At 73.3% G+C, this 23,016-nt stretch carries 21 protein-coding genes; 4 read left to right on the forward strand and 17 right to left on the reverse strand.

Going from position 1 to position 23,016, the window contains the following annotated elements:
- Positions 1 to 24: 24 nt before the first annotated feature.
- The 12 genes from ACZ6QO_RS21690 to ACZ6QO_RS21745 all read right to left on the reverse strand — a co-directional run bounded on the left by ACZ6QO_RS21690 (position 25) and on the right by ACZ6QO_RS21745 (position 12,014).
- On the reverse strand, positions 25 to 1,290 hold the full coding sequence (locus ACZ6QO_RS21690) for a sulfate adenylyltransferase subunit 1 (RefSeq protein ID WP_465853215.1): 1,266 nt from the start codon (positions 1,288 to 1,290) through the stop codon (positions 25 to 27).
- Positions 1,291 to 1,404: 114 nt separating this feature from the next.
- Entirely contained in the window at positions 1,405 to 2,325 is a 921-nt protein-coding gene (gene cysD, locus ACZ6QO_RS21695; RefSeq protein WP_465853216.1) for a sulfate adenylyltransferase subunit CysD, read from the reverse strand.
- Positions 2,322 to 3,104, reverse strand: coding sequence for an SDR family NAD(P)-dependent oxidoreductase (locus ACZ6QO_RS21700; protein WP_465853217.1), 783 nt, complete (start codon positions 3,102 to 3,104; stop codon positions 2,322 to 2,324). Before ACZ6QO_RS21700 ends, cysD begins: the two co-directional genes overlap by 4 nt.
- Positions 3,089 to 4,060, reverse strand: coding sequence for a sulfotransferase (locus ACZ6QO_RS21705; protein ID WP_465853219.1), 972 nt, complete (start codon positions 4,058 to 4,060; stop codon positions 3,089 to 3,091). Before ACZ6QO_RS21705 ends, ACZ6QO_RS21700 begins: the two co-directional genes overlap by 16 nt.
- A 22-nt stretch (positions 4,061 to 4,082) precedes the next feature.
- The gene (locus ACZ6QO_RS21710; protein ID WP_465853221.1) at positions 4,083 to 4,979 is read right to left on the reverse strand and encodes a family 3 encapsulin nanocompartment shell protein; all 897 of its coding nucleotides are present in this window, start codon (positions 4,977 to 4,979) and stop codon (positions 4,083 to 4,085) included.
- 13 nt (positions 4,980 to 4,992) lie between these two features.
- Positions 4,993 to 6,111 carry a transketolase family protein gene (locus tag ACZ6QO_RS21715; RefSeq protein ID WP_465853222.1) on the reverse strand — a complete coding sequence of 373 codons (1,119 nt, stop codon included), beginning with the start codon at positions 6,109 to 6,111 and terminating at the stop codon, positions 4,993 to 4,995.
- A complete protein-coding gene (locus ACZ6QO_RS21720; protein WP_465853223.1) occupies positions 6,108 to 6,881 on the reverse strand; it encodes a 1-deoxy-D-xylulose-5-phosphate synthase N-terminal domain-containing protein in 774 nt (257 codons plus the stop codon). Before ACZ6QO_RS21720 ends, ACZ6QO_RS21715 begins: the two co-directional genes overlap by 4 nt.
- Positions 6,878 to 8,824 carry a M20/M25/M40 family metallo-hydrolase gene (locus ACZ6QO_RS21725; protein WP_465853225.1) on the reverse strand — a complete coding sequence of 649 codons (1,947 nt, stop codon included), beginning with the start codon at positions 8,822 to 8,824 and terminating at the stop codon, positions 6,878 to 6,880. The genes ACZ6QO_RS21720 and ACZ6QO_RS21725 overlap by 4 nt, the downstream gene beginning before the upstream one ends.
- Positions 8,815 to 9,843: an N-acetyl-gamma-glutamyl-phosphate reductase gene (argC, locus tag ACZ6QO_RS21730; RefSeq protein ID WP_465853227.1), complete on the reverse strand. Its 1,029-nt coding sequence runs from the start codon at positions 9,841 to 9,843 to the stop codon at positions 8,815 to 8,817. The genes ACZ6QO_RS21725 and argC overlap by 10 nt, the downstream gene beginning before the upstream one ends.
- A complete protein-coding gene (locus ACZ6QO_RS21735; RefSeq protein ID WP_465853228.1) occupies positions 9,840 to 10,748 on the reverse strand; it encodes an ATP-grasp domain-containing protein in 909 nt (302 codons plus the stop codon). The genes argC and ACZ6QO_RS21735 overlap by 4 nt, the downstream gene beginning before the upstream one ends.
- Complete coding sequence (locus ACZ6QO_RS21740; protein WP_465853230.1) at positions 10,741 to 10,926, reverse strand: lysine biosynthesis protein LysW; 186 nt, start codon at positions 10,924 to 10,926, stop codon at positions 10,741 to 10,743. The genes ACZ6QO_RS21735 and ACZ6QO_RS21740 overlap by 8 nt, the downstream gene beginning before the upstream one ends.
- 359 nt (positions 10,927 to 11,285) lie before the next feature.
- A complete protein-coding gene (locus ACZ6QO_RS21745) occupies positions 11,286 to 12,014 on the reverse strand; it encodes a 2OG-Fe dioxygenase family protein (RefSeq protein ID WP_465853232.1) in 729 nt (242 codons plus the stop codon).
- Positions 12,015 to 12,350: 336 nt separating this feature from the next.
- On the opposite strand from ACZ6QO_RS21745, the gene ACZ6QO_RS21750 reads away from it, so the two are divergent.
- On the forward strand, positions 12,351 to 15,116 hold the full coding sequence (locus ACZ6QO_RS21750; RefSeq protein ID WP_465853233.1) for a helix-turn-helix transcriptional regulator: 2,766 nt from the start codon (positions 12,351 to 12,353) through the stop codon (positions 15,114 to 15,116).
- Positions 15,113 to 15,391, forward strand: a complete 279-nt coding sequence (locus ACZ6QO_RS21755; protein ID WP_465853235.1) for a hypothetical protein — start codon at positions 15,113 to 15,115, stop codon at positions 15,389 to 15,391. Before ACZ6QO_RS21750 ends, ACZ6QO_RS21755 begins: the two co-directional genes overlap by 4 nt.
- A gap of 74 nt (positions 15,392 to 15,465) precedes the next feature.
- Here the strand turns inward: ACZ6QO_RS21755 and ACZ6QO_RS21760 are convergent, their stop codons facing one another.
- A complete protein-coding gene (locus ACZ6QO_RS21760; RefSeq protein WP_465853236.1) occupies positions 15,466 to 16,851 on the reverse strand; it encodes a trypsin-like peptidase domain-containing protein in 1,386 nt (461 codons plus the stop codon).
- Between the two features lie 168 nt (positions 16,852 to 17,019).
- On the opposite strand from ACZ6QO_RS21760, the gene ACZ6QO_RS21765 reads away from it, so the two are divergent.
- Positions 17,020 to 17,841, forward strand: coding sequence for an NAD-dependent protein deacetylase (locus tag ACZ6QO_RS21765; protein WP_465853348.1), 822 nt, complete (start codon positions 17,020 to 17,022; stop codon positions 17,839 to 17,841).
- A gap of 171 nt (positions 17,842 to 18,012) precedes the next feature.
- Complete coding sequence (locus ACZ6QO_RS21770) at positions 18,013 to 18,567, forward strand: CAP family protein (RefSeq protein ID WP_465853237.1); 555 nt, start codon at positions 18,013 to 18,015, stop codon at positions 18,565 to 18,567.
- Positions 18,568 to 18,699: 132 nt separating this feature from the next.
- On the opposite strand, the gene ACZ6QO_RS21775 is transcribed toward ACZ6QO_RS21770, so the two are convergent.
- The 4 genes from ACZ6QO_RS21775 to ACZ6QO_RS21790 all read right to left on the reverse strand — a co-directional run bounded on the left by ACZ6QO_RS21775 (position 18,700) and on the right by ACZ6QO_RS21790 (position 22,856).
- Positions 18,700 to 19,449, reverse strand: coding sequence for a ribonuclease HII (locus tag ACZ6QO_RS21775; protein ID WP_465853239.1), 750 nt, complete (start codon positions 19,447 to 19,449; stop codon positions 18,700 to 18,702).
- 44 nt (positions 19,450 to 19,493) lie between these two features.
- Entirely contained in the window at positions 19,494 to 20,111 is a 618-nt protein-coding gene (locus tag ACZ6QO_RS21780) for an FMN reductase (protein ID WP_465853241.1), read from the reverse strand.
- A gap of 225 nt (positions 20,112 to 20,336) precedes the next feature.
- Positions 20,337 to 21,455, reverse strand: a complete 1,119-nt coding sequence (locus ACZ6QO_RS21785) for an LLM class flavin-dependent oxidoreductase (RefSeq protein ID WP_465853243.1) — start codon at positions 21,453 to 21,455, stop codon at positions 20,337 to 20,339.
- A 222-nt stretch (positions 21,456 to 21,677) separates the two neighbouring features.
- Complete coding sequence (locus ACZ6QO_RS21790; protein ID WP_465853245.1) at positions 21,678 to 22,856, reverse strand: cytochrome P450; 1,179 nt, start codon at positions 22,854 to 22,856, stop codon at positions 21,678 to 21,680.
- Between the last annotated feature and the right edge of the window lie 160 nt (positions 22,857 to 23,016).

The raw sequence follows: 23,016 nt of genomic DNA on the forward strand, positions 1-23,016 counted from the left end.
ACGCGGGCCGGGGGCGGGAATGCGTCAGTCGAGGCCGCCGGAGCCGGTGATCATGCCCGCGCCCACCGTGGCGTTGGTCGCCTCGTCGATGAGGATGACGCCGCCGGTGAGCCGGTTGCGCGCGTAGGGGTCGCAGAACAGCGGCCGGGTGACGCGCAGGCTCACCCGGCCGATCTCGTTGCGCCGCAGGACGCCCGCGTCCTGGTCGCGGTGCAAGGTGTGCACGTCGAGCCGGTAGTGCAGGTCGCGGACCAGCGCCCGCGCGGTGCGGGTGGTGTGCTTGACGGCCAGCGTGGCCCCCGGGCGCATCGGCTGGTCGCCCATCCAGCACACCATCAGGTCGACGTCCTGGGTGACCGACGGCGCGTTGCGGGGACGGCAGAGCATGTCGCCGCGGGAGACGTCGATGTCGTCGGCCAGCCGCAGCGTGACCGACATCGGGGGGAACGCCTCGGCGACCGGCCCGTCGAGCGTGTCGATGCCGGTCACGTGGGTGGTCAGCCCGGACGGCAGGTGCAGCACCTCGTCGCCGGGGCGCAGCGTCCCGCCCGCGAGCCGGCCGGCGTAGCCCCGGTAGTCGCGGTGGGCGCCCGACCGCGGCCTGATCACGTACTGCACGGGGAAGCGCAGGTCGACCAGGTTGCGGTCGGAGGCGATGTGCACCGTCTCCAGCAGGTGCAGCAGCGAGCCGCCCTCGTACCAGGGCATCTCCATCGACCTTTCCACCACGTTGTCGCCGTTCAGCGCCGAGATCGGCACGAACGTGACGTCGGTGGCGGTGAGCTTGGCGGCGAACGCCGTGAACTCGTCCCTGATGCGCTCGAAGACCTCCCGGCCGTAGCCGGCCAGGTCCATCTTGTTCACGCACACCACGATGTGCGGCACGCCGAGCAGGCTGAGCAGGACGGCGTGCCTGCGGCTCTGCTCCAGCACGCCCTTGGTCGCGTCGACCAGGACGATGGCCAGGTCCGCGGTGGAGGCGCCGGTCACCATGTTGCGGGTGTACTGCAGGTGGCCGGGGGTGTCGGCGATGATGAACTTGCGCTTCGGCGTCGCGAAGTAGCGGTAGGCGACGTCGATGGTGATGCCCTGCTCGCGCTCCGCGCGCAGGCCGTCGGTGAGCAGCGCCAGGTCGACGCGGTCGTTGCCGCGGGCCAGGCTGGCCCGCTCCACCGCGTCGAGCTGGTCCTCGAAGATCGATTTGGAGTCGTACAGCAGGCGGCCGACGAGCGTGCTCTTGCCGTCGTCGACCGAGCCCGCCGTCGCGAACCGGAGGATGTCCGTGGTCATGGCTGGCTCGATTCGCCGGGGTCGGAAGTGGCCTGGGTCATGGCCGGCGGAAGGCCGGCCGCGGGTCGCGGCCAGGGTGGCGGCCAGGGTCGCGGCCGGCCCGGCGCGCCGGGTTCAGAAGTAGCCCTCGCGCTTGCGGTCCTCCATGGCGGACTCGCTCGCGCGGTCGTCGGCGCGGGTGGCGCCGCGCTCGGTGGTCCTGGCGACCGAGATCTCCTTGATGATCGCGTCCACGTCGGCGGCGGCGGAGGAGACCGCCCCCGTGCAGGTCATGTCGCCGACGGTGCGGAAGCGCACCGTCGTCTCCCGCACCGGCTCGTCCGGCGCGGGCGTCAGGTACGGGTTCTCGGCGAGCAGCATGCCGTCGCGTTCGAACACCCGCCGCGCGTGGGCGAAGTAGATGGAGGGCACCTCGATGCGCTCCCGGGCGATGTACTGCCAAATGTCCAACTCGGTCCAGTTCGACAGCGGGAACACCCGGATGTGCTCGCCCTTGCGGATGCGGGTGTTGAACAGATCCCACAGCTCCGGCCGCTGGTTCTTGGGGTCCCACTGGCCGAACTCGTCGCGGAAGGAGAAGATCCGCTCCTTGGCGCGCGCCTTGTCCTCGTCCCTGCGGGCGCCGCCGAACACCGCGTCGAAGCGGTGCTCGGCGATCGTGTCCAGCAGCGTCGTGGTCTGCAGCCGGTTGCGGCTCGGCCACCGCCCGCCCGGCTCGGCGACCCGGCCGGCGTCGATGGACGCCTGCACCGCGCCGACCACCAGCCGCATGCCGAGCTCGGCCACCCGCCGGTCGCGGAAGCCGAGCACCTCGGGGAAGTTGTGGCCGGTGTCCACGTGCACGGCCGGGAAGGGGATCGGCGCCGGCCAGAACGCCTTCTCGGCCAGGCGCAGCAGGACGATGGAGTCCTTGCCGCCGGAGAACAGCAGGGCGGGGCGCTCGAACTCGGCGGCCACCTCGCGGAAGACGTGCACGGCCTCCGACTCCAGCGCGTCGAGCTGTCCGAGCTGGTAGTCCACCATGGTCGCGCTCATCCCAGCCCCCGGGTGTTGCCGCCGTCGGCGACCAGCACGGTGCCGGTGACGAACCGCGCCTGCTCGCCGGCCAGGAACGCCGCGAGCGCCCCGAAGTCGCCGGGGTCGCCGACCGTGCCGAGCGGGATCTCCGAGGTGATCTCCTTGAGCGCGGTGTCCTTGTCGTGGGCCAGGCGGGCCTCGAGGAACGTCTCGAACGCCGGCGTGCGGTGGCAGCCGGGCGCCAGCACGTTGACCGTGACGCCGCTCGCGCCGAGGGTGTGCACCAGGCCCTTGGCGAAGCCGAGCAGGCCGAGCCGGGCGGTCGCCGACAGGGCGGTGCCGGGCAGCGGCTGCCGCACCGCCTCCGAGGTGATCATCAGGATCCTGCCCCAGCCGGCGGCCTTAAGGTGCGGCAGCGCGGCCAGCGCCGTCGCCACGTGCGGGAGCATGGCGGAGTCCATGGCCTCCCGGTACTGGCCGGGGGTGAAGGCGTCGGCCCGGCCGTGCGGCACCCCGGGCGAGTTCGTCACGACCACGTGCAGCGCGCCGAACTCCTCGGCGGTGCGCTCCACCCAGGCGGCGACCGCGTCGTCGTCGCGCAGGTCCACCGCGGTGCTCAGCACCCGTCCGGGCCCGGCGGCGTCCACCTCGGCGTGCGCGCGGGCCAGGCGTCCGGGGTCGCGGGCGGCGATGGACACGTGGGCGCCCTCGGCGGCCAGCGCCCGGGCCACGCCGAGCCCGAGCCCGCTGCTCGCCGCGGCGACCAGGGCCACCCGCCCGCTCAGTCCGAGGTCCATCTCAGGCTCTCCTTTCCGATCGGGGTACGGCGGCGCGGCACCCGCACCGGGTAGTCGTAGCGGCGCAGCAGCGGCAGGGCGAGCGCGGTCGCCGTCGCCCTGTGCCGGGGCGGCAGCTCGGTCCGCCAGCGCTCGTCCCCGCGGATCGCCACCGCGCCGTGGGTCAGCCGGTCGGGGTTGCCGGTGACGGTGTGGTTTCGGCCCAGGTGGACGGTCCCGCCGCCGTCGACCGGCGTCGCGTCGTCCAGCCCGGCGAACCGGATGACCCGCTCGACCACCTCGGCCGGGCCGGCGACCAGGTCCTCGTGGCGCACCCGCAGGTAGCGGTCGCCTGCGGCGGCGCCGACCAGCTCGGAGGCCACGTTGAACGCCGTCCAGTAGGCCGTGCTCGCCGCCGGGCTCATCGGGGAGATGTACTGCTTGCTCTTGTGGTAGGACAGGGCGGTGGCGCGCGGGTCGCGCACCACGTGCAGCACCCGCACGTCGAGGTCGGCGCGTCCCAGCAGGGCCGCGGCCTCGGCGGGGTACTTCGAGCCGTCGACCACCAGCCGCTCGCCGCCGCGTGCGGCCAGCTCGCGGTACAGGTGGGCCATCCGGTCCAGGACGGCGGTCACCGGGGCGGGCGCGGGTCCGCCCGAGCGCACCTCGGCCAGCCGGGCCCGCGTGTGCCGGGTGCGCAGCAGCCGTCGCTGCGCGGCCGTCATCCGGCGGGCCGCGTCCGCGAGGTCGTGGTCGCCGGTCGAGGCGAGGACCGCCGACCACAGCGAGCAGTCGCGAACCTGCTCCCCGCAGCCGCAGAGCGAGTTGGTCCCCGTCCGCAACACCCCGTTCTGCCATAGATAGTGCAGCTCGCCCGCGTGCAGCACCCCGGGAAGCTCGTTGAGCACGTTCCCCAGAAGGGTGCTGCCGCTGCGCAGCCAGCCGGTGATGTACAGGACTCTGGGTCGGTCTGTCATCGCGTGAGAACCTCCGGTCGGGTCAGGGGCGGGACAGCAGCAGGAAGTGCTGAGGCAGGTGCACGGCCAGGCCGGCCCTGGCGTGCGCCCTGACGACGTCCTCGCCCTCGGGACCGGCGTTCCTGCGCAGCGTGAGCGAGGAGACCCCTGGGTCGAGCAGGGTGACCGCGGCGCGGAAGTCGCCGAGCAGCGCCTTGCCCTGCGGCATCATGCGGGTGCGGGCCACCTTGATGCCCACCTCGGTGAGCTTGCTCAGGGTGCCGTCCCGCACCAGCCGCCAGTACAGGGCCGGGTGGGCGACGATGCCGTCGCAGGAGCCGCCGGTGTCCTCCACCCGGGCGGCGGCCGCGGTCAGTTCCGCGCACACGTCGTCGCCCAGCGTGCCGGTGCGCAGCTCGGGCAGGGTCAGCAGGCCGCTGATCCTGCCGTCGGCGGTGCCGTGCAGCAGCGACTCGTTCTCCACCACGCCCATGCGGACCAGCACGCGGTAGTCGACGAACGCGGCCAGCAGGGCGGGCTCGTCCAGCAGCCCCTTCGGCAGCGGGACGTCGATCACCAGGTCGGTCAGCTCGGCGTGCTGGACGCTCGGCCCGAACGCCGACTCCGGCGTGCTGGCGTAGGAGTTGCCCGGCACGTCCCGGCCCGCCTGGGGCGCCTCGCGGACGTAGGCGGTGGGCCGGTCGTTCACGCTGGCCACCTTCAGCAGGTGGCGGACGGTGTAGCGGGGCCGGGTGGAGAACAGCGGGAACGCCGCCGGCAGGTAACCGTTGATCGGGACGACGACGTCGCCGCCGTCGCGGCCCCGGGAGACGGCCCAGGCGAACTCCTCGCCGGGGCTGCGCTCGGTCAGCGACGGGTCCGAAAGGGTCTGGCGGGTCACTTCGAGGGCGGTGGCGCTCTGGTGGACGGTGGTGGTCATGTCGCTCCCTGGCTCAGGTGGTGGGTGCATGCGTGGCGCCGGGGCTCGCCATGCTGGGGACGGGCCGGCCGGCGCGGGGGCTCGCCGGTCCGGTGGTGGCGTGGATCGCGCCGGGGTTCTCCGGTCCTGCGGTGGTGGCGTGGACGGTGGCGGCGGGCACCGGTCCGGTGGTGGTGTGCGGCGTGGCGTGGGCCGCGCCTGCGGTCGTCAGGCCGATGGTCGTGGCCGGGAGGGCGCCCAGGCTCGCCGCGGCCAGCACGGCGGGAACGGTGAGCCCGAGCGCGGCGAGGGTGTCGTCGTGGCCACCGCCCTCCGACGGCCACGACGACCCGGCGTTGACGCTGAGCACCTCGTGCCCGGGCAGCAGCAGCGCCAGGGTGGCGGCGACGCTGCCGGCCGCGCGGTGCTCCTCGACCACGACCAGCCGCCGCGCCGAGGCCGCCAGCTCGGCCGCGGCCTGCGCCAGGCTCTCGAAGTCCACCCAGCACAGGTGGGCGTGCGAGAGGTCGGGGCGCCGCTCGGTGGCCGACGCGCACAGCCGCGCGGGCTTCTCCCCGACCGAGACCAGGCAGGTGGGGCCGCCGGCCCCGTGGACCCAGCCGACCTCGCCGCGGCCGGCCGGCTCGAACGGCGCCTCGAAGGGTTCGTTGCGCGCCAGCCGCACGTAGCAGGGCCGGTCCTCGTCGGCGGCGGCCTGGACGACCGCCCGGGTCTCGGCCTCGCCGCACGGGACGGCGATGCGCACGCCGGGCAGGCTCTGCACCACGGCCAGGTCCTCCAGGCTGTGGTGGGTGGGCCCGAACCAGCCGCCGGACACCCCGCCGTACGGGCAGACCAGCACGACCGGGGCGCCCTGGTAGCCGAGCCCGAGCTTGACGCTCTCGGCCGCCCGCCAGGTGCCGAAGGCCGCGAACGTGCTGAGGAACGGGCGCAGCCCGGCCGAGGCGAGCCCGACCGCGATGTCCACCGCGGCGGCCTCGGCGATCCCGAGATTGAGGAACCGGTCGGGGAAGCGTTCGGCGAACGGGTGCGACGGGCCGCCGAGGTCGGCCTCCAGGCAGACGATGCGCGGGTCGCCCGCCGCGAGCGCGGTCAGCTCGTCCTTGTACGCCTCGCGTCCGGGGAGCGTCATCGGAGCACCGCCTTCCACTGCCGGGCGCGAGCCGGGCTGATCTTGACGTAGTGCGAGGCGGCCTTCCCCTCGGTGGCGGGCACGCCCTTGCCCTTGACGGTCGCGGCGAGCACCGCCTTGGGCCGGTCCTCCGGCGCCAGCACGGCGGCGAGCTTCTCGATGTCATGGCCGTCGGCCTCGACCACCTGGAACCCGAACGCGGCCAGCCGGGCCGGCAGATCGGTCAGCGGCGAGATGTCGGCCACGTACCCGTCGTTCTGGCCGCCGTTGACGTCGACCACGACCGTGAGGCCGCCGATGCGCTTGGCCTGCACGATCTGGAGCGTCTCCCAGACCAGGCCCTCCTGCAGCTCGCCGTCGCCGACCACGGCGATGGCGCCGCCGGGCTCGCCGAGCAGCCGGCGCGACAGCGCCCAGCCGGCCGCGTAGGCGAGCCCGTGACCCAGGCTCCCGGTGGGGAAGCGCACCCCGGGCACCTTGGGGGAGGGGTGCCCGGTGTACGGCTCGCCGGCCCGGCCGTAACGCGGCGCGGGATCCTCCTCGATGTCGCCGATCTGGTGCAGCACGGCGTACAGCGCGGCGGCGGCGTGCCCCTTGCTCAGCACCACCTCGACCCCGGGCCTGCTCTCGGCCACCATGTAGGCGGCGACCAGGATGTCCAGCACCGACAGGCTGCCGCCCAGATGGCAGCCCACCGGGCCGGCCGCCATGTCCACCACGGACCCGCGTGCGCGCCGGGCCCGCTCGCGGGCCAGGTCGATCTCGTTCATCTCCTCTCTCCCGTCGCCGTGGCGCCCGCGCCGGCCGGCACGGGCTCCTCGCGGGACGCGCCGTCGCGCAGCCAGCGCCGCACCGCCTCGCCGAGCACCTCGACGGCCAGCCGGTACTCGGCCGCCTCCAGGCGCTCGTGCGGGGTGTGGTCCAGCGAGGCGTCGCCCGGCCCGTAGGCCACCATCGGAACGCCCTGCCAGGTGGTGGCGAGGGTGTTCATGTCGCTGCTGCCCTTCTTGGCCAGCAGCCGGGGGGAGGCGCCGGTCGCCGCCCGCATGGCCCGGGTGAACGCCTTGACCAGCGCGCTGGTCCGCGGGGTGGCCACGGCGGGGGTGGCGAGCAGGGTCTCCACCCGCACCGGGGCGGGGGCCGCCCTGCGCAGCGCCTGGAGCACCTCGCCGGTCGTGGTGCCCGGCGGGACCCGCACGTCCACGATCGCCTCGGCCGTCTGCGTCTCGCCCTGGCCGCCGGTGCGCAGGCTCAGCACGGCGAACAGCGTGTCGGCGCCCAGTGCCGCGATCTCGGCCTCGGCCGCGGTGACGGCGTCGGCGACGCGGCTGGCGGCGGACCGCGCCGCCCTGCCCGCGGTGTGCGCGGTGGCCTGCGACACGCTCAGCCGGGCCTTGCACACCCCGTGGTAGCCGATGGTCAGCGCCGCGGCGCCGCTCGGCTCGCCGACGATCACCGCGTCGGCCGGGTAGTGGTCGCGGGCGTGGAACGCGCCGGCCGCGGTGCGCTCCTCCTCGACGGTGCCGACGACGCGCACGGTGGCGTCCTCCGGCACCTCCAGCGCGGCCAAGGTGGCGAGGAACGCGGCGAGGCCGCCCTTGGCGTCGACGCTGCCGCGCCCGGTGATCGCCTCGCCGTCCCAGCGGACCGGCCACCGGTGGGGCACCGTGTCCAGGTGGCCGATCATCAGCAGCCGCCGCGGGCCGGCGCCGCGGGTGGCCACCAGGTTGCCGGCCGCGTCGATCCCGGCGTCCACGCCGTTGGCGGCGCACCAGTCCACCAGGTACTCGGCCAGCTCGCGCTCGTCGCCGGACACCGAGGCCAGCTCGATCATGTTGGCCACCAGGCCGAGGTCGGGCGCCGGGGCCGGCGCCCGCCAGAACCGGGTGCCACTGCGGGCGTCGAGGGTGTGCGGGCCGGTGATGGCGATGTCGGGCGTGCCCGCCAGCGCCAGCTCGGCGGCGCGCACCTTCTGCCGCATCCGGCCGCCCGCGTAGGTCATGGCCTCGCCCGCCGTGGCGTGCGGCAGCGTGCTGGCCGGGTCCGCGGGGTCGGTGAGCAGCCCCGCCGTCCCGGTGACCAGGCGCAGGTGGTCGGCGTTCACCGCGATGGCGACCTCGGCGGCCAGCACGTCGGCGTCGACGTTCAGCGCCGATCCGCCATCGGACGCCGCGACCGGCGGCGACACGCACACCACGTCGAAGGCGTCCAGCAGCTGGATCAGGCGGGCGCCGTCCACGCGTTCCACGGTGCCCGCGCGGTGGTCGCGCGCGAAGCGCTGCCGGTCGCCGTCGAACGCCCGGATCGGGCCGTTGGGCGTGGCGGTGACCAGCCCTTCCGCCCGTCCGGTGGTGGCGAGCACCGACAGCCCGCGCCGGCCGAGCTCCTCGCGCACCCGGGGAAGGGTGATCTGCTCGTAGGCGTCGATGATGTGGGTCATCTCGTCCGGCGGGCAGTAGCGCACCTCGTCGCCGCCGCGCAGGGTCAGCGTCCGCATCGGCCGGCCGATGAGGGCGTAGTGCAGTTTGATGTCGGCCGCGCCGCCGGTGACGACCAGCAGCCTCGCCCCGCGCCCGCGCAACTCGGCCAGCTCGTCGAACACCTCGGTGTGGCGCAGCGTCGCGCTGCCCAGCTTGACCACGTACAGCGCGCGGTGGCCGTTGACGCCCTTGAGCGCGTCCGGGTCGTACCCGTCGCCGTGGTTCACGGCCATGGTCCCACCTCCGGCAGTCCGAGGGTCTCCTCCAGGCCGAAGATGCGGTTCATGGCCTGGACGGCCTGGCCGGCCCCGCCCTTGATCAGGTTGTCCAGCGCCGACACCGCCACGCAGCGGGCGCCCTCCACCGCCACCCCGACCTCGGCCGTGTTGGAGCCGATCACGGTCTTGAGCATGGGGAACGCCATCGGCGAGCGGCCGCTGGTCATCCGCACGAACGGCGCGTCCGCGTACGCCTTGGCGTAGGCGCGGCGCACCTGACCGGCGTCCACGCCCTCGCGCAGCCAGGTGTAGGCGGTGGCGAACACCCCGCGCGCGATCGGCAGGCTGTGCGCGGAGAACTGCAGCTCCGGCGCGGTTCCCGTCCAGGTGGCGAGGGCCTGCCGGATCTCCGGCGCGTGCCGGTGACCGTGCAGCTTGTGCACCCGGACGTTGCCCTCGCGCAGCGCCGGATGCTCGGCGCTCGCGTTGCCGCCGCCGCTGGAGCCGGTCTTGGCGTCGACCACGACCCGGGACTCCACCAGCCCGTCGCGGAACAGCGGATACAGGGCGTACAGCCCGGCCGAGGCCATGCAGCCGGGCAGGTTGACCACCGGCTCGCTGGGCTTGCCGGCGAACTCGGGCACGTAGTAGGGGATCGGCTGACGCCAGCCGCCGGCCGACTCCGGGTAGTGCTCGGCGATCTCCTCCGGGTCGCGCAGCCGGTAGTCGCCCGCGACGTTCAGCACCAGGTCGGCCTGGCCGCCGACGTCGTCCAGCACCTTCGGCAGCACCCCGTTGGGCAGGCAGGAGAACGCCACGTCCACCTTCGACAGCTCGTCCATGGCGCGCAGCCGCCGCCCGGCGAGCCGCGAGTTGCGCAGCCCGGACACCACCTGCCCGAGCGGCTTGCCCGCGTGCTGCTGGGACGACATGAACGACACCTCGGCCTGCGGGTGGTCGCTCAGCAGCCGGATCAGCTCCGCGCCGATGAAGCCGCTCGCCCCGAGCACGGCGATCTTCATCCGGTCGGTCATGCCGCCGCCTCCTTCCGCTCGGCGAACCTTTCCGCCCGGTCCTGGGACTCGATGACCGAACGGGCGAAGCGCGCCAGATGGCCGGGGATGTCGACCCCGTGGATCTCCACCGACTTGGCGAACTCCGGGTTGGCGTTGACCTCCAGCACGTACAGCTCGCCGGTCTCGGCCGACTCGGCCAGATCGACGCCGTAGAAGCCGGGGCCGAACAGGTCCACGACCCGCCTGCCGAGCTCGGCCGACCTCGGCGACAGCGGGATCGGCTCGACCGTCCCGCCGAGGTGGGTGTTGGTACGCAGGTCGGGGCTGACCTGCTTGTAGGCCACGACCGGCGTGTGCCCGACGATGATCACCCGCTCGTTGAAGCCGGGCTTCGGCACGTACTCCTGGACGATCACCGGAAAGGACCGCCCGCCCGGGTCGAGCCCCTCCCAGCCGCCGCTCCAGGCGGCCAGCTCGGCGGGGGTGGTGATGTGCACGATGCCCCGGCCCCAGGAGCCGCTGACCGGCTTGACGACGGCGTGCCCGCCGAGCGCCTCGATCTGCTCGCCCACCTGCTCGGCGGAGAAGGCGATGCGGGTCACCGGGTGGGGGATCCCCGCGCGGGCGAACGCGAGCGCCTGCAGGTCCTTCGACAGGCACAGGCGCACGGCGCGCGGGGTGTTCAGGGTGGGGATGCCCGCCTGCTCGAAGCGGTCGGACATCCCCGCCAGCTCGCGGTGGGAGACGTTGCGCAGGATGACCAGCCGGGGCGCGAGCGCCCCGTCGTTGAGAAACGCGGTGGTGTGCCGGGGGGTCACGGAGTGCGCGGTCAGGCCGGCCGCGCGGAACGCGGAGAGAAGCAGCCGCTCCTCCGGGCGCATGATCGTGACCGAGACGAGCACGTCCGCAGGGGCGTCACTCACCCCAGTCCTCCTCGACCTCCGGCGCCAGGTCCAGGCGGACGACCGGCGCGATGTCCAGCACTTCGTGCTCCTGGCCGCAGCCGCGGCAGTCCAGGATGTCGCCCAGCTCGACGTCGGACGGCACGGTGATGTCCGTCTCGCACTGCAGGCAGGCGGGGGCGGCCGTGATGTTTGCCATTGAGAACTCCTCGGCGTGGTTTTGCGTTTCTGGTGACGAGATGCGTTCGGCGTGGCGGAGGTCCCGGCGGGCGCCGGTCCGAATTCGCGTGCGGTCGCTCGCGCGGCGGGCGCCGTTCTCGCACGCCTCCTTCACCCGCGGGCGCCTGTCGCACGCGGCGCTTTTCGCACGCGGTGCTTTTCGCACGCGGTGCCTTTCACCCGGGGCGCTATTTACCCGGGGTGCCTTTCACCCGCGCACGCTTTTCACGCGCCGGCGCCTTTGCCGCGAGAGCGCTCTCGCGCGACGGCGTCCTCCGGCGCGGGGCGCCTTGTGATGGGCGCCTGTGATGGGCGGGCGCCGTCCGTGGCGCCGGCCTTTCAGGCGCCGGGCCGCACGCGGTCGAAATCGATGATCATCATGTCCCGGACGGCGCTGGTGGCGTCGACCGGGCTGATCGGGGTGACCTCGTGCTCCATCGTGCGGTCGTCGATCACGACGGTCTCCATCGGCTCCAGCAGGGTGTGCTCCAGCGCCGGCCGGTCACCGCCCTTGCGGTACAGGCGGCTGAGGCCGCCGGCGCAGCGCTCCCGGTTGATCAGATGCATGATCACGTAGTCGTGGCCGTCGGTGTGCCGGCCCTCGGGGGCCGGGGCCGACGCCGAGTCGCCGGTGGCCACGATGCGGATCATGTGCACGGTGACCAGCCAGGACGGGTCGTCTCCTTCCAGTCGCCTGACCAGGCCCAGGTCATGCTCCAGGGCCGCGCGGAAACAGGGGTTCTCGTAGGTCTCGGCATTGATGGGGGCGAACGTGCGCACCTGCCCGCCGTACACCGAGTTGACCTCCGTGCTCTGGTAGAACGCGCCGTGCGGCGCCCTCTCCATGGCCACGCCGGCGCCCTCGCCGCCGCGGGCCAGCAAATGCCCTATCCGGCGGTGCCGGACGGTGCCGTGACTCTTCTCGACATACCTGTCGGGCGGAAGGTCTTCCCAGTACTTGGCGAGCTCGTTCCATTCGCTGGTGCCCGAAATGGGGAGCCGGCCGTGGCTCCACCCTTTCTCCACGACGTCGGCGGGCAGTGGGGCGGACGTTCTGGTTATACGCATTGGGCAGCTTTCTCGTGTGGGTTTCCCTGTTCTCTGTCGAAGGTGCCGGTCCGATCGGAACTTTCAGGCCTTGCCTGACGACCAAGGTAGGCAACGTTTTATGACGGGGGTAATGCCTCGCGCTGCTCTGTTGGCCGCACCAGGCTACTCAACGGGCCCGGCGGCATTACTCACTCCCATTCCCGGCGGCAACGTCCCAGGTGGGACGCCATCGTGACCGGTTAAGGGAATGCGCATGACGGATTCATATCGCCCGAATGACCGGCGCACTGGTGCCGGGACGGGGCCCAAATGACAATGATCCGAAACGCGCATTGATGACACGGGAGAGGCGATATGACGCTCGAAGTCCCTGTCGCGCCGGAACAGGTCGGCCTGATCGCAGGCGACGGGCGCTCCCCGCTGTACGTGCCGCGGTCATGGGTCGCGATCGCCGAGCTGGGAGACATCTTCGTCGGCCGGCGGGACGAACTGGAGCGCATCGACGCCGCGATGCGCCACCCCGGCCTGTCCGGGGCCGCGCTCATCGGCGGCGGCGGCGCCGGCAAGAGCCGCCTGCTCGCCGAGATCGTCCGGCGGGCGGACGAGAAGCGCCACCTCGTCGTCCGCGCCTGCGCCTGCCAGGCCACCTCCTCGGTGCCCTTCGGCGCCTTCGCGCAGTACCTGCCCGCCGCGCTCATGGACACCGCGTTCAACGGCAACGCCCTGCGCATGGCCGCCGACGCCCTGATCGGCCAGTCGGGAGGCCGTGACCTGCTGCTGGTCATCGACGACGCCCACCTGCTCGACGAGGCGTCCGTGGCCCTGGCGTTCCAGATGGCCCGCCACCGCGAGGCCTTCGTGCTGACCGCCTCGCGCTGCGGCGAGGGCGTACCCGACCCCGTCGCCGACCTGTGCACCAGCGGCCTGGCCGAATGGATCGAGGTGCTGCCCTTCACCCGCGCCGAGGTCAGGGAGATCCTTGAGACCGCGCTGCGCGGCCCGGCCGAGGGCGTGCTGGTCCAGCGCTGCTGGGAGGCCACCGGAGGCAACGCCTTCCTGTTGCGCGAGCTGACCACCGCCATGCTGGAGACCGGCGCGCTCACCCTCGCCGAAGGCGTCTGGCGCGGCGGCGAGAGCTTCCCGGTGACCTCACGGCTGGCCGGGCTGGTCGACAAGCGGCTCGCCGGCCTCGCCCCCGAGTGCCGCCGGGTGCTGGAGCTTCTCGCGTTCGGCGGTTCGATCAGCCCGGACGTCCTGGCCGGGCTCATCTCCCGAGCGGCCGTCGAGACCGTCGAGGCGCGGGGCATCGTCGAGGTCGAGCGGCTGGGGGCGCGCGACCGCGCCCGGCTCGCCTACCCCCTGTACGGCGACGTGCTGCGCGCCCGCGCCCCCCGGCTGCGGGCGCGCCGGTGCAGAGAAGAGCTCGCCGACGCCGTCGAGGCCGCGGCGCCCGGCGCCGATGACCTGCTCAGGGTCGCGGCCTGGCGCCTGGACAACGGCGTGCAGCCGCCCGCCGGCGACGTCGCCGCCGCCCTGAGGAGCGCCTGGTCGCGCATGGACCTCCCGCTGAGCAGGCGGCTCGCGGGCTGCGCCGTCGAGGCCGGCAAAGGGATCGAGGTCGCGGAGCCGCTCGGCTACGGGCTGATGTTCGCCGGACGTCCCGGCGACGCGGAAGCCCAGCTCGCCCGTCTCGGCCGGCCCGACGGCGAGCGCGACCGCGCCCGGCTGACCGGGGTGCGGGCGTTCAACCTCGCCTTCGGGCTCGACAGCGTGCCGGAGGCGTGGCTGCTGCTCCGGTCGGCGCTGCGTGACCTCACCGGCGACGAGCCGCGCGCGGAGCTGCGCGCCCTGCAGGCGCTGCTGCACCTGTTCGGCGGGCGCTGCCACGCGGCGGTGGTGCTCGCCGAGCAGGTCATGGCCGAGGCGCCCGACGGCGCCCGCGCCCGCTGTGTGGCCGAGGTCGTCCGCGGCGTGGCGCTGGCCTTCCTGCGGCGGCCGGAGGAGAGCTTCGACGCCCTGTCCGCCGCCCGCGAGCTGAGCCTGCGATGGCAGGGTGAGCTGCCCTGGCTGGAGATCTTCATCGAGCTGGGCTGGGTGCACGCCTGCCTGCTCACCGGCCGCTTCCTGGAGGCACAGGCGCACGCCGGCGAGGGGTACGACCGGGCGGTGGCGCGGCAGTTCCCCTACGCCATCGCCTGGTTCTGCCTGCTTCGCGGGCTCGTCGCCAGGGCGCGCGGCGGGGTCCGCGAAGAGCTGCACCGCTGCCGCGAGGGCGTCGCCATCGCCCGCCAGCACGGCGACCGCGGCCTGCTGGCCGTCCTGCTCGCCCAGCTCGCCCAGGGCCTCGCGCTCGCGGGGGACGTCAAGGCGGCCCGCAGAGCCCTCACGGAGGCCGACAACCTGGCCCAGCGGTCCCTTTGGCTGCTCCAGCCGTGGATCGAGCTGGCCCGCTCATGGGTCGCCGCGGCCGGCAACTCCCCGGACGCCCCCGCCTTCGCAGAGAAGGGCGCGGCGCTGGCCCGCGAGTTCGGCGCCGTCGGCATGGAGGCCCTCGCCCTGCACGACGCGGCCCGGATGGGCGCCCCCCAGCACGTGCTCGGCCGGCTCCGTGAGCTGGCCGGGCAGGCGGGGGACGGCGCGGTGCCGCTGTACGCGGCGCACGTGGCCGCCGCGGCGGCCGGGGACGGCGACGGGCTCGCCGCCTCCTCGGCCGGGCTGGAACGGCTCGGCAGCCCGCTGCTCGCCGCCGAGGCGGCGGCCGAGCAGGCCAACTGCCACCGCGCGGCCGGCGACCTCGCCGCCGCCTCGGCCGCGGCGGCCCGCGCGCTGCGCCTGGCCAGGTCCAGCGGCGCCCGCACCCCGGCCCTGTCCGCGCTCGAACGGCCGAGGCTCACCCGCAGGGAGCACCAGATCGCCGAGCTGGCCGCCAAGGGCATGTCGAGCAAGGAGATCAGCGCGCACTTCGTGCTGTCCGTGCGCACTGTCGAGAACCACCTGCAGCGGGTCTACCGCAAACTCGGGATCGGCGACCGCGCCGGGCTCGGCGCCCTTCTCGGCCTCTTCCAGCCCACCCCCGACGACGGCCAGAAACCCGTCGACGTGAAACGAGGTGCGCGATGAACTCCGGCATGCGGTCCTACGTCGAGTGGATGGTCCGGGCCCGCTGGGGCCAGGTCCCCGCGGGCTCCCCGTCCGGCCCGGCCGACGGCCGGGCACTCCCCGGCGGGTCCCAGCCCGGACGGCCCGCCGCCCCCGGCGCCTCCGTCGGCCCCGCAACCGCCGCCGACCGGCCGGGTCCCGGGGACGGCGCGCCCGGCGCGCCCGGCGCGCCGCTCCTGGCCCGCCTGCGCAACTACCTGCGCTCTCGCGGTCAAGGCGAGGGCCAGGCGGGCTGACGCCCCTTCCGGCCGCCCTCCGCCGCCCGGCCCTCGCGGGCGAGGGCCGGCGGCACACGCCGCCCGAGCGAGGGTCAGCGGCGGGGGGTCCTGTCCTTGCCGGCGGCGATGGCGTGCCGGGCCTCTGCGATGTAGGAGGCGACGTACGGGTGGGCGGGGAACAGCTTGCGCACCTGCCGGAACCGCGGGAGCGCCGCCTTGTAGCGGCCGGCGAAGAAGTCGCCGAGCGCGGCGTCGTACAGCAGCGTCGTCCGCGACGGCGACGCCACGACCCCGGCCGCGGCCAGGCGCTTCCGCACGATGCCGACCGGCAGGATGAAGCTGTGGTTCTCGGCGGTCTCGCCGGTTGCCGGGTCGACCGAGCCGGCGATCAGCGTCCCGATGACCTTGCCCTCCTTGCCGAAGACCGGCCCGCCGGAGTTGCCGTGGTACGAGGGCGCCTGCGCCTGGATGTAGGGCACGCCGAGCACGGTGGTGCGCCGGGCGTTGTAGGCCCCTTCGGTCAGCGCCGGGTACAGCCGCGAGCGCAGGTCGAACACCGCCGTGTTGGTGGTGACCAGCCCCGGGAACCCGTTGATGTACAGCGGGTCGCCCACGCGCACGTCGGAGTCGCGGCCGAGCGGCAGCGTGGGAAGGTCGCGGGCGCCCGCCATCTTCAGCACGGCGAAGTCCTCGCCGGGGTAGTCGCGGCCCTTGGCGATCAGCCTGATCGGCGTCACCTTGGCCGTCTTGTCCATGCCGCCGCCGGGCAGCGGGGTGATGACCTTGATGCTCCGGTGGATCCCGGTCACCCGCATCCTCTCGGCGTTGAAGCGGCCGAACATCGCCCTGGCCAGCCGCACCAGCTCGTCGTCGGGCTGGGCGCTCTTGCGGATCGCCTTCACGAACGACCGCACGTCCGCCCCGGTGACCGCGGGCAGCACCTTGGCGCCGTAGAACACCCGCAGGGCCTTCCTGGTCGCGCTCACGCAGTGCGCGCCGGTCACCATGTACCCGTCCGGCGTCACCCACCATCCGGTGCACAGGCCCGGCCGCTCCACCTTGGCCGTGCGCGCGGGCGCCGCCGGGGCGAGGTAGCGGTCGACGTGCGAGGCGGCGGTGCGCAGCACCCACTTGACCTGGCTCTGGTGGTCGGCGGGGATGCGCCCGGCCTTGGCGTGCCGGGCCGCCGCGTCGAACAGCGCGGCGAACGCCTTGCGGGCCTTCGGCGACGGCACGGTGACCGTCGCGGCGTAGTCGGTCTCGATGAGCTGCACGGCCGGATCGGTCCGCGCCGCCAGCCACGTACCGGTCGCCACCTCCCGCCCGGTGGCGACCTGCCGCTCGGCGGCCACCTCTCGCCCGGCCGCGGCCTGCCGCCCGGTCGCCGTCTCGCGCGCGGCCTCGGCCGGCACGACGCCCGCCGCCGCGAGCCCTGCCACGACCAGCCCCGCCGTCGCCAGCCGTAAGGACGTTCGCATGATTCCACCCCCAGGGACATCTCGTGAGCCGAGTGTGCGCGGCGACGCTGTACGACGCCTTGCAGGCCGCTTACGTCCGGATTCACGCCGTCATGAGATGACGAACGACACGATTTCCGCCCGGCCGGAAGCGTGCGGCACCATGGATGGGTGAACGAGGGCGCGGGCATGCTGGCGAAGTTCCTGGCCGAGGGCGATGTGGTGGTCCTGAGCGGTGCGGGCATCTCCACCGAGTCGGGCATCCCCGACTACCGCGGGCCGAGCGGCGCACTGCGCCGGCACACCCCGATGACCTACCAGACCTTCACCGGCGACCCGGCCGCGCGGCGCCGCTACTGGGCGCGCAGCCACGCCGGGTGGCGGTCCATGGCCCGCGCCAGGCCGAACGCCGGCCACCACGCGGTCGCCCGTCTCCAGCGGCGCGGCCTGGTGTCGGGGCTGGTGACCCAGAACGTGGACGGCCTGCACCAGGCCGGCGGCGCCCGGGGCGTGATCGAACTGCACGGCAGCCTGCATCGCGTGGTCTGCCTCGACTGCGGGGACGCGACCACGCGCGAAGAGCTCGACCGGCGCCTGGGCGTGGCCAACCCGCGTTTCGCGGCCCTGGTCACCGCCGTCAACCCCGACGGCGACGTCGAACTGCCCGACGAGGCGGTCGAGGCGTTCGTCACCGTCGCCTGCCGGGCGTGCGGCGGCGGGATGCTCAAGCCCGACGTGGTCTTCTTCGGCGAGACCGTCCCCGCCGACCGCGTCACCGCCTGCTTCGAACTGGTCGAGCGCGCCCGCCTGCTGCTGGTCCTCGGCTCGTCCCTCAGCGTCATGTCGGGGCGACGTTTCGTGCTGCGAGCCGCCAAACTGGGCATCCCGGTCGCCATCGTCAACCAGGGCCCGACCCGCGGCGACGACTACGCCGACCTCACCGTAGACGCCCCCCTGGGCACCGTCCTCACCCACACCGCCGACCTCATGGACCGGACCGTCGCCCGCTGACCCCGGTCACGGCCCCGACGTTCTCGCACGGCCCTTGAGTGATCGCCTCTGTTGGGAGGCGTGTCGCTTATTCCTATCGTGGAAATGGCATCGCATCATGGACTCGCCATATGCGAGCGCTTGCCTACGCGGATATCTCGCTCATATCCATTAACGGGGGGAAAGGGCTATATGCGGATTATTGTTGCCGTCGCCGTGCTGATGGGCGCGGCGGTCATCACGGCGCCCGGGACGGCCGCCGCCGAGGGCGCCGCCCCGGCGGAGACGGCGGCGCGGGTCCAGATGGCACGGGACGACGCGTTCACCATCGGCATGCTGGTCGAGCACAACAAGTACCGTGCCAGGCACGGCGTGCCCGCGCTGAGAATCGACCCGGCGTTGACCGCGTACGCCGCCGACTGGGCGGCGAAAATGGCTCACCACGACATATTGAGCAATTCGCGCGGCCCTTATGGGGAAAATCTGCACCTGTCCTGGCCGTCCCAGCCGACTCCCGCCGCGATCGTGCGGGCCTGGTACGACGAGATCTCCCGGTACGACTGGAACATTCCCGAATACAACACGGCCACCGGTCACTTCAGCCAGGTCGTCTGGAAGAACAGCTCCAAGCTCGGCGTGGGCCTGGCCAAGAGCGCCTCCGGCCGCTGGTACGCCGTCGCCGTGTACAACCCGCGGGGCAACTACCTCGGCCAGTTCTCCCAGAACGTCCTGCCGCCGTCCCGCTGACCGTTCGATCTGTTCAACACGTGTACCGAGCGCATAGGCGTGATCCGCCTATGCGCCGATCCTGGTCGCCTGCCCGGCGGAGCGCGCTGTCCGGCGCCCGCGTGATCACGAGCGCGTTCGTCGCGACAGAGGTCACAGAAGGGAGAGCTGGCCGGAGGCGGCCAGCGGGTCGCGGTGCTTGCGCAGGTGCCGCCACTTGGGCAGGTCGTCCAGATAGGACCACGAGAGCCGATGATGCGGGGTCGGGCCGTGCTCGGCCAGCGCCTGCTGGTGGACGGGGGCGGGGTAGCCCGCGTTGCCCGCGAAGTCGTAGGCCGGGTGCTCCGGGCCGAGGGTGGCCATCAGCCGGTCGCGGTGCACCTTGGCCAGCACCGACGCCGCGGCCACGCTGACCGAGCGCAGATCGGCCTTGACCTCGCAGCGCACCCGCCACGGCCCGCGGAGGAAGTCGTGCTTGCCGTCCAGGATGACGACGTCGGGGCGGCGCGGCAGGGCCTCCAGCGCCCGGGACGCCGCGCGGCGCAGCGCCTCGGTCATGCCCACCTCGTCGATCTCCTCCGCGCTCGACGCGCCGATCGCGTGGCAGGTCAGCCAGCCGGGCAGCGCCTCGGCGAACGCCTCGCGGTGGGTGCGCGCGAGCAGCTTGGAATCGGTGAGCCGCACCGTCGCCCCGGCGCGGCCGGGCAGCTCGGGCGGCGGGCTCAGGTCGGTGACCGCGGCGCACACCACGACCGGCCCGGCCCACGCGCCGCGGCCGACCTCGTCCACCCCGGCGATGACGCCGGCCCCTGCGGCGCGCAGCTCCTGTTCGATCAGGTAACCGGCGGCGCGGGGCTCGGCGGGCGGCTCCTGCGGCTCCCGCGGCGTGGTCGGCTTTCGCATCGACCCATCATGGCAGGCCGCCGCGCACGGCGAAGCGGTTCTGGTCAGGGGCGCAGCGCCGCGAGCTGCTGTTCGAAGGGGATGAGCTCCTCGACCGGCTCGGCGGCGCGGGTCCGGCGCAGCATCACGTCGGCCAGCTCGCCGGCGGCACGGGAGATCCGGCCGGGCAGGTCCTCGGTGTGCTCGTCGCCGCCGGAACCCCAGTCCTCGGAGGCGGCGTACACGGCGGTCGGCACCACGACAGCGCGCAGGTAGGCGAACAGCGGCCGCATGGCGTGCTCAAGGGCGAGCGAGTGCCGGGCCGTGCCCCCGGTCGCCGCGATCAGGACCGGCGTGCCGACGAGCGCGGTGTTCTCGACGACGTCGACGAACGACTTGAACAGGCCGCTGTAGGAGGCGGTGAAGATCGGGGTGACGGCGATGAGGCCGTCGGCCTCGGTGACCGCGTCCAGCGCCTCGCGCAGAGCGGGGGAGGGGAACCCGGTCACCAGGTTGTCGGCGATGTCACGGGCGAGGTCGCGCAGCTCCACGACCCGCACCTCCACCTCGCGTTCCTCGGCGAGGCGGCCACGGGTGGCCTCGGCGAGGCGGTCGGCCAGCAGGCGCGTCGAGGAGGGCCGGCCGAGTCCCGCCGAGACGGCGACGAGCTTCAACGGCTTCATTGAGGACTCCCGATGGTCAGGGGAATGTGGACGAATGAGTGGGACGGGAGGCCGCCGGGCACGCCACGGCCCGCGCCGGTCCGGAACATCGCGCTCGGCGGGCGCGGCCGGTACCGGCGGGGCGGTGGACGGGAACCGCGGACGGTGGGGCGGTGGACGGGAACCGCGGACGGTGGGGCGGTGGGTCGGTGGCCGGGGATCGCGGCCGGCCGGTGGGGCGGCGGGCTAGGAGGTGGGGCCGGCGGCGACCTGTGGCTCCTCGGACGCCTGGGCGTCGCGGCGGGCGACGAGAGCCGCGTGGGTGGGGCCGTCGGGCACCTGGCTCGGCCGGCCGGCGGCGAACTCCTTGCGCAGGACCGGCACGACTTCCTCGCCGAGGATGTCGAGCTGCTCAAGGACCGTCTTCAGCGGCAGGCCGGCGTGGTCCATCAGGAACAGCTGGCGCTGGTAGTCGCCGAACGACTCGCGGAAGGTCAGCGTCTTGTCGATGACCTCCTGCGGGCTGCCCACCGTGAGCGGCGTCTGCTCGGTGAACTCCTCCAGCGAGGGGCCGTGGCCGTACACGGGGGCGTTGTCGAAGTAGGGCCGGAACTCGCGCACCGCGTCCTGGGAGTTCTTGCGCATGAACACCTGTCCGCCGAGACCGACGATCGCCTGCTCCGGGGCGCCGTGCCCGTAGTGGGCGAACCGCTCGCGGTAGAGGCCGATCAGCCGGGCGAAGTGCTCCTTGGGCCAGAAGATGTTGTTGGCGAAGAACCCGTCGCCGTAGTACGCGGCCTGCTCGGCGATCTCGGGGCTGCGGATCGAGCCGTGCCAGACGAACGGCGGGACGCCGTCCAGCGGGCGCGGGGTGGAGGTGAAGCCCTGCAGCGGCGTGCGGAACCTGCCCTGCCAGTCGACCACGTCCTCGTGCCAGAGCCGGCGCAGCAGCGCGTAGTTCTCGATGGCGAGCGGGATCCCCTGCCGGATGTCCTGCCCGAACCACGGGTACACCGGCCCTGTGTTGCCGCGGCCCATCATCAGGTCGACGCGTCCGCCGGCCAGGTGCTGCAGCATGGCGAAGTCCTCGGCGATCTTCACCGGGTCGTTGGTGGTGATCAGGGTCGTGGCGGTCGACAGGATGATCCGCTCGGTGCGCGCCGCGATGTAGCCGAGCATCGTGGTCGGGGAGGAGGGGACGAACGGCGGGTTGTGATGCTCGCCGGTCGCGAAGACGTCGAGGCCGACCTCCTCGGCCTTCAGGGCGATGGCGACCATCGCCTTGATCCGCTCGTGCTCGCTCGGCGTCGTGCCGTTGGTCGGGTCGGCGGTGACGTCGCCCACGCTGAAGATCCCGAACTGCATCGCCCTCATCATCCTTCGTTCTGTTGAAATTTCAACTACCCAAGCACCGCCACCGTATCGGTTTATTCCGCGAGCGAAGGTGCCGGCGTGCGCGATGTGGGCGCCGGTTCCGGCCGGGACGTCGTCGAGCTCGCGCGCCTCGCTGCCACCCGCCGGGGCCGCGGTCGGCCGCGGACCGGTGCAGGACGTCGAGGGGTCGTCAGCGCCTGCGAGCGCGCAGGTTCAGCGGGCCCTTACCTTGGTCGGCAGGCGCGCGAACCCGTGCACGTTGGGATTGTGCGCCCGCCGGGCCTCGTCCAGGTCGATGTCGTAGTCCTCGTCGATGGTGCGCACCAGTTCACTGAGCATGACCCGAGCTTCCAGACGTGCCAGGCTCGCTCCGAGGCAGAAGTGGCGGCCCACCGCGAAGGGGATCGCCTGCCGGGTGTCGCGGCCGACGTCGAAGCGATCCGGTTCGGCGAAGACCTTGGGGTCACGGTTGGCGGACCCGGTGAGCAGCACCATGCGCGCCCCCTCGGGCACGCGCACGCCGTGCAGGACGGTTTCGGCCGTGAGACGGCGAGCCGACAATTGGCCGGGGCCGGCGTAGCGCAGCGTCTCCTCCACCCAGCCGTCGATGTCACCGGCGAAGGCCTTGGCCCGCTGGCCGGGGTTGGCCCAGGCGGCATGCCAGGCCGCCGCGACCAGCTTGGTGGTGGTCTCGTTGCCGGCAACGCCCAGCAGCATGAGCACCGGCACGATCTCGCGATCCCCTAGCCGGGCGCCGTCGATCTCCGCCTGAATCAGCGCGGTCGCCAGATCGTCCTGCGGATGGGCGCGGCGGGCCCTGAGCAGCTCGGCGTAGTACGCGCTCATTGCGATGCCGGCCCGCTGCATCGTCTCAGGGATGCCGCGCTCGTCCTGGTCCGGCCTGCTCATGATCTGATCTGACCAGTGGCGCAGCCGTTCGCGGTCGGCCGACGGCACGCCGATCATCGCCGAGATCACGTCGACGGGAACCTTGGCGGAGAAGCCGGTGACGAAGTCGAACTCGCCGCCTGCGGCGAGCACCTCGTCCAGGTGCTCACGGGCGAGCCGGGTGACCGTCGACTCCATCGCGGTGACGCGCCTGGGGGTGAACGCGGCCGACACCAGCGCACGCATCCGCGTGTGATCGGGGGGATCCATCGCGACGAAGGAAGCGGCCTGGGAGACGTTCGGGCCCCACTGCTCCAGCGTGACGCCATGGGAACTGGAGAACAGGTCGGTGTCGCGGAACGCGGCACTCACATCGGCATGACGCGACAAGGCGTAGAAGTCGAGCCGCTCGTTGTGGTACAGCGGCGCCTGTTCGCGTAATCGCTGGTAGACCGGCCACGGATCAGCCTGGGTGTCATGGTCGTAAGGGTCGTAATACAGCAATCTCCACCTCCCGGATCCAAGCTTCGTCCTTGTGGTTCCCGCCGGGTCGGCCCACGAGACTCCAGGGCGGCCACCTCCTTGGCCGTCGGAGCTGTGGGCCGTACGTCGCGCCGGCGGTCTCGCGGGTCGTCGCCTACCAGCCGGCCGCGGCTCACGTTGA

It is taken from the genome of Sphaerisporangium sp. NPDC049457, from assembly GCF_055586705.1.

What these genes read in the sequence shown, in the direction of transcription:
- ACZ6QO_RS21690 (WP_465853215.1), bottom strand. Translation starts at nt 1,290, where the DNA reads ATGACCACGGACATCCTCCGGTTCGCGACGGCGGGCTCGGTCGACGAC.
- cysD (WP_465853216.1), bottom strand. Translation starts at nt 2,325, where the DNA reads ATGAGCGCGACCATGGTGGACTACCAGCTCGGACAGCTCGACGCGCTG.
- ACZ6QO_RS21700 (WP_465853217.1), bottom strand. Translation starts at nt 3,104, where the DNA reads ATGGACCTCGGACTGAGCGGGCGGGTGGCCCTGGTCGCCGCGGCGAGC.
- ACZ6QO_RS21705 (WP_465853219.1), bottom strand. Translation starts at nt 4,060, where the DNA reads ATGACAGACCGACCCAGAGTCCTGTACATCACCGGCTGGCTGCGCAGC.
- ACZ6QO_RS21710 (WP_465853221.1), bottom strand. Translation starts at nt 4,979, where the DNA reads ATGACCACCACCGTCCACCAGAGCGCCACCGCCCTCGAAGTGACCCGC.
- ACZ6QO_RS21715 (WP_465853222.1), bottom strand. Translation starts at nt 6,111, where the DNA reads ATGACGCTCCCCGGACGCGAGGCGTACAAGGACGAGCTGACCGCGCTC.
- ACZ6QO_RS21720 (WP_465853223.1), bottom strand. Translation starts at nt 6,881, where the DNA reads ATGAACGAGATCGACCTGGCCCGCGAGCGGGCCCGGCGCGCACGCGGG.
- ACZ6QO_RS21725 (WP_465853225.1), bottom strand. Translation starts at nt 8,824, where the DNA reads ATGGCCGTGAACCACGGCGACGGGTACGACCCGGACGCGCTCAAGGGC.
- argC (WP_465853227.1), bottom strand. Translation starts at nt 9,843, where the DNA reads ATGACCGACCGGATGAAGATCGCCGTGCTCGGGGCGAGCGGCTTCATC.
- ACZ6QO_RS21740 (WP_465853230.1), bottom strand. Translation starts at nt 10,926, where the DNA reads ATGGCAAACATCACGGCCGCCCCCGCCTGCCTGCAGTGCGAGACGGAC.
- ACZ6QO_RS21745 (WP_465853232.1), bottom strand. Translation starts at nt 12,014, where the DNA reads ATGCGTATAACCAGAACGTCCGCCCCACTGCCCGCCGACGTCGTGGAG.
- ACZ6QO_RS21750 (WP_465853233.1), top strand. Translation starts at nt 12,351, where the DNA reads ATGACGCTCGAAGTCCCTGTCGCGCCGGAACAGGTCGGCCTGATCGCA.
- ACZ6QO_RS21755 (WP_465853235.1), top strand. Translation starts at nt 15,113, where the DNA reads ATGAACTCCGGCATGCGGTCCTACGTCGAGTGGATGGTCCGGGCCCGC.
- ACZ6QO_RS21760 (WP_465853236.1), bottom strand. Translation starts at nt 16,851, where the DNA reads ATGCGAACGTCCTTACGGCTGGCGACGGCGGGGCTGGTCGTGGCAGGG.
- ACZ6QO_RS21765 (WP_465853348.1), top strand. Translation starts at nt 17,020, where the DNA reads ATGCTGGCGAAGTTCCTGGCCGAGGGCGATGTGGTGGTCCTGAGCGGT.
- ACZ6QO_RS21770 (WP_465853237.1), top strand. Translation starts at nt 18,013, where the DNA reads ATGCGGATTATTGTTGCCGTCGCCGTGCTGATGGGCGCGGCGGTCATC.
- ACZ6QO_RS21775 (WP_465853239.1), bottom strand. Translation starts at nt 19,449, where the DNA reads ATGCGAAAGCCGACCACGCCGCGGGAGCCGCAGGAGCCGCCCGCCGAG.
- ACZ6QO_RS21780 (WP_465853241.1), bottom strand. Translation starts at nt 20,111, where the DNA reads ATGAAGCCGTTGAAGCTCGTCGCCGTCTCGGCGGGACTCGGCCGGCCC.
- ACZ6QO_RS21785 (WP_465853243.1), bottom strand. Translation starts at nt 21,455, where the DNA reads ATGCAGTTCGGGATCTTCAGCGTGGGCGACGTCACCGCCGACCCGACC.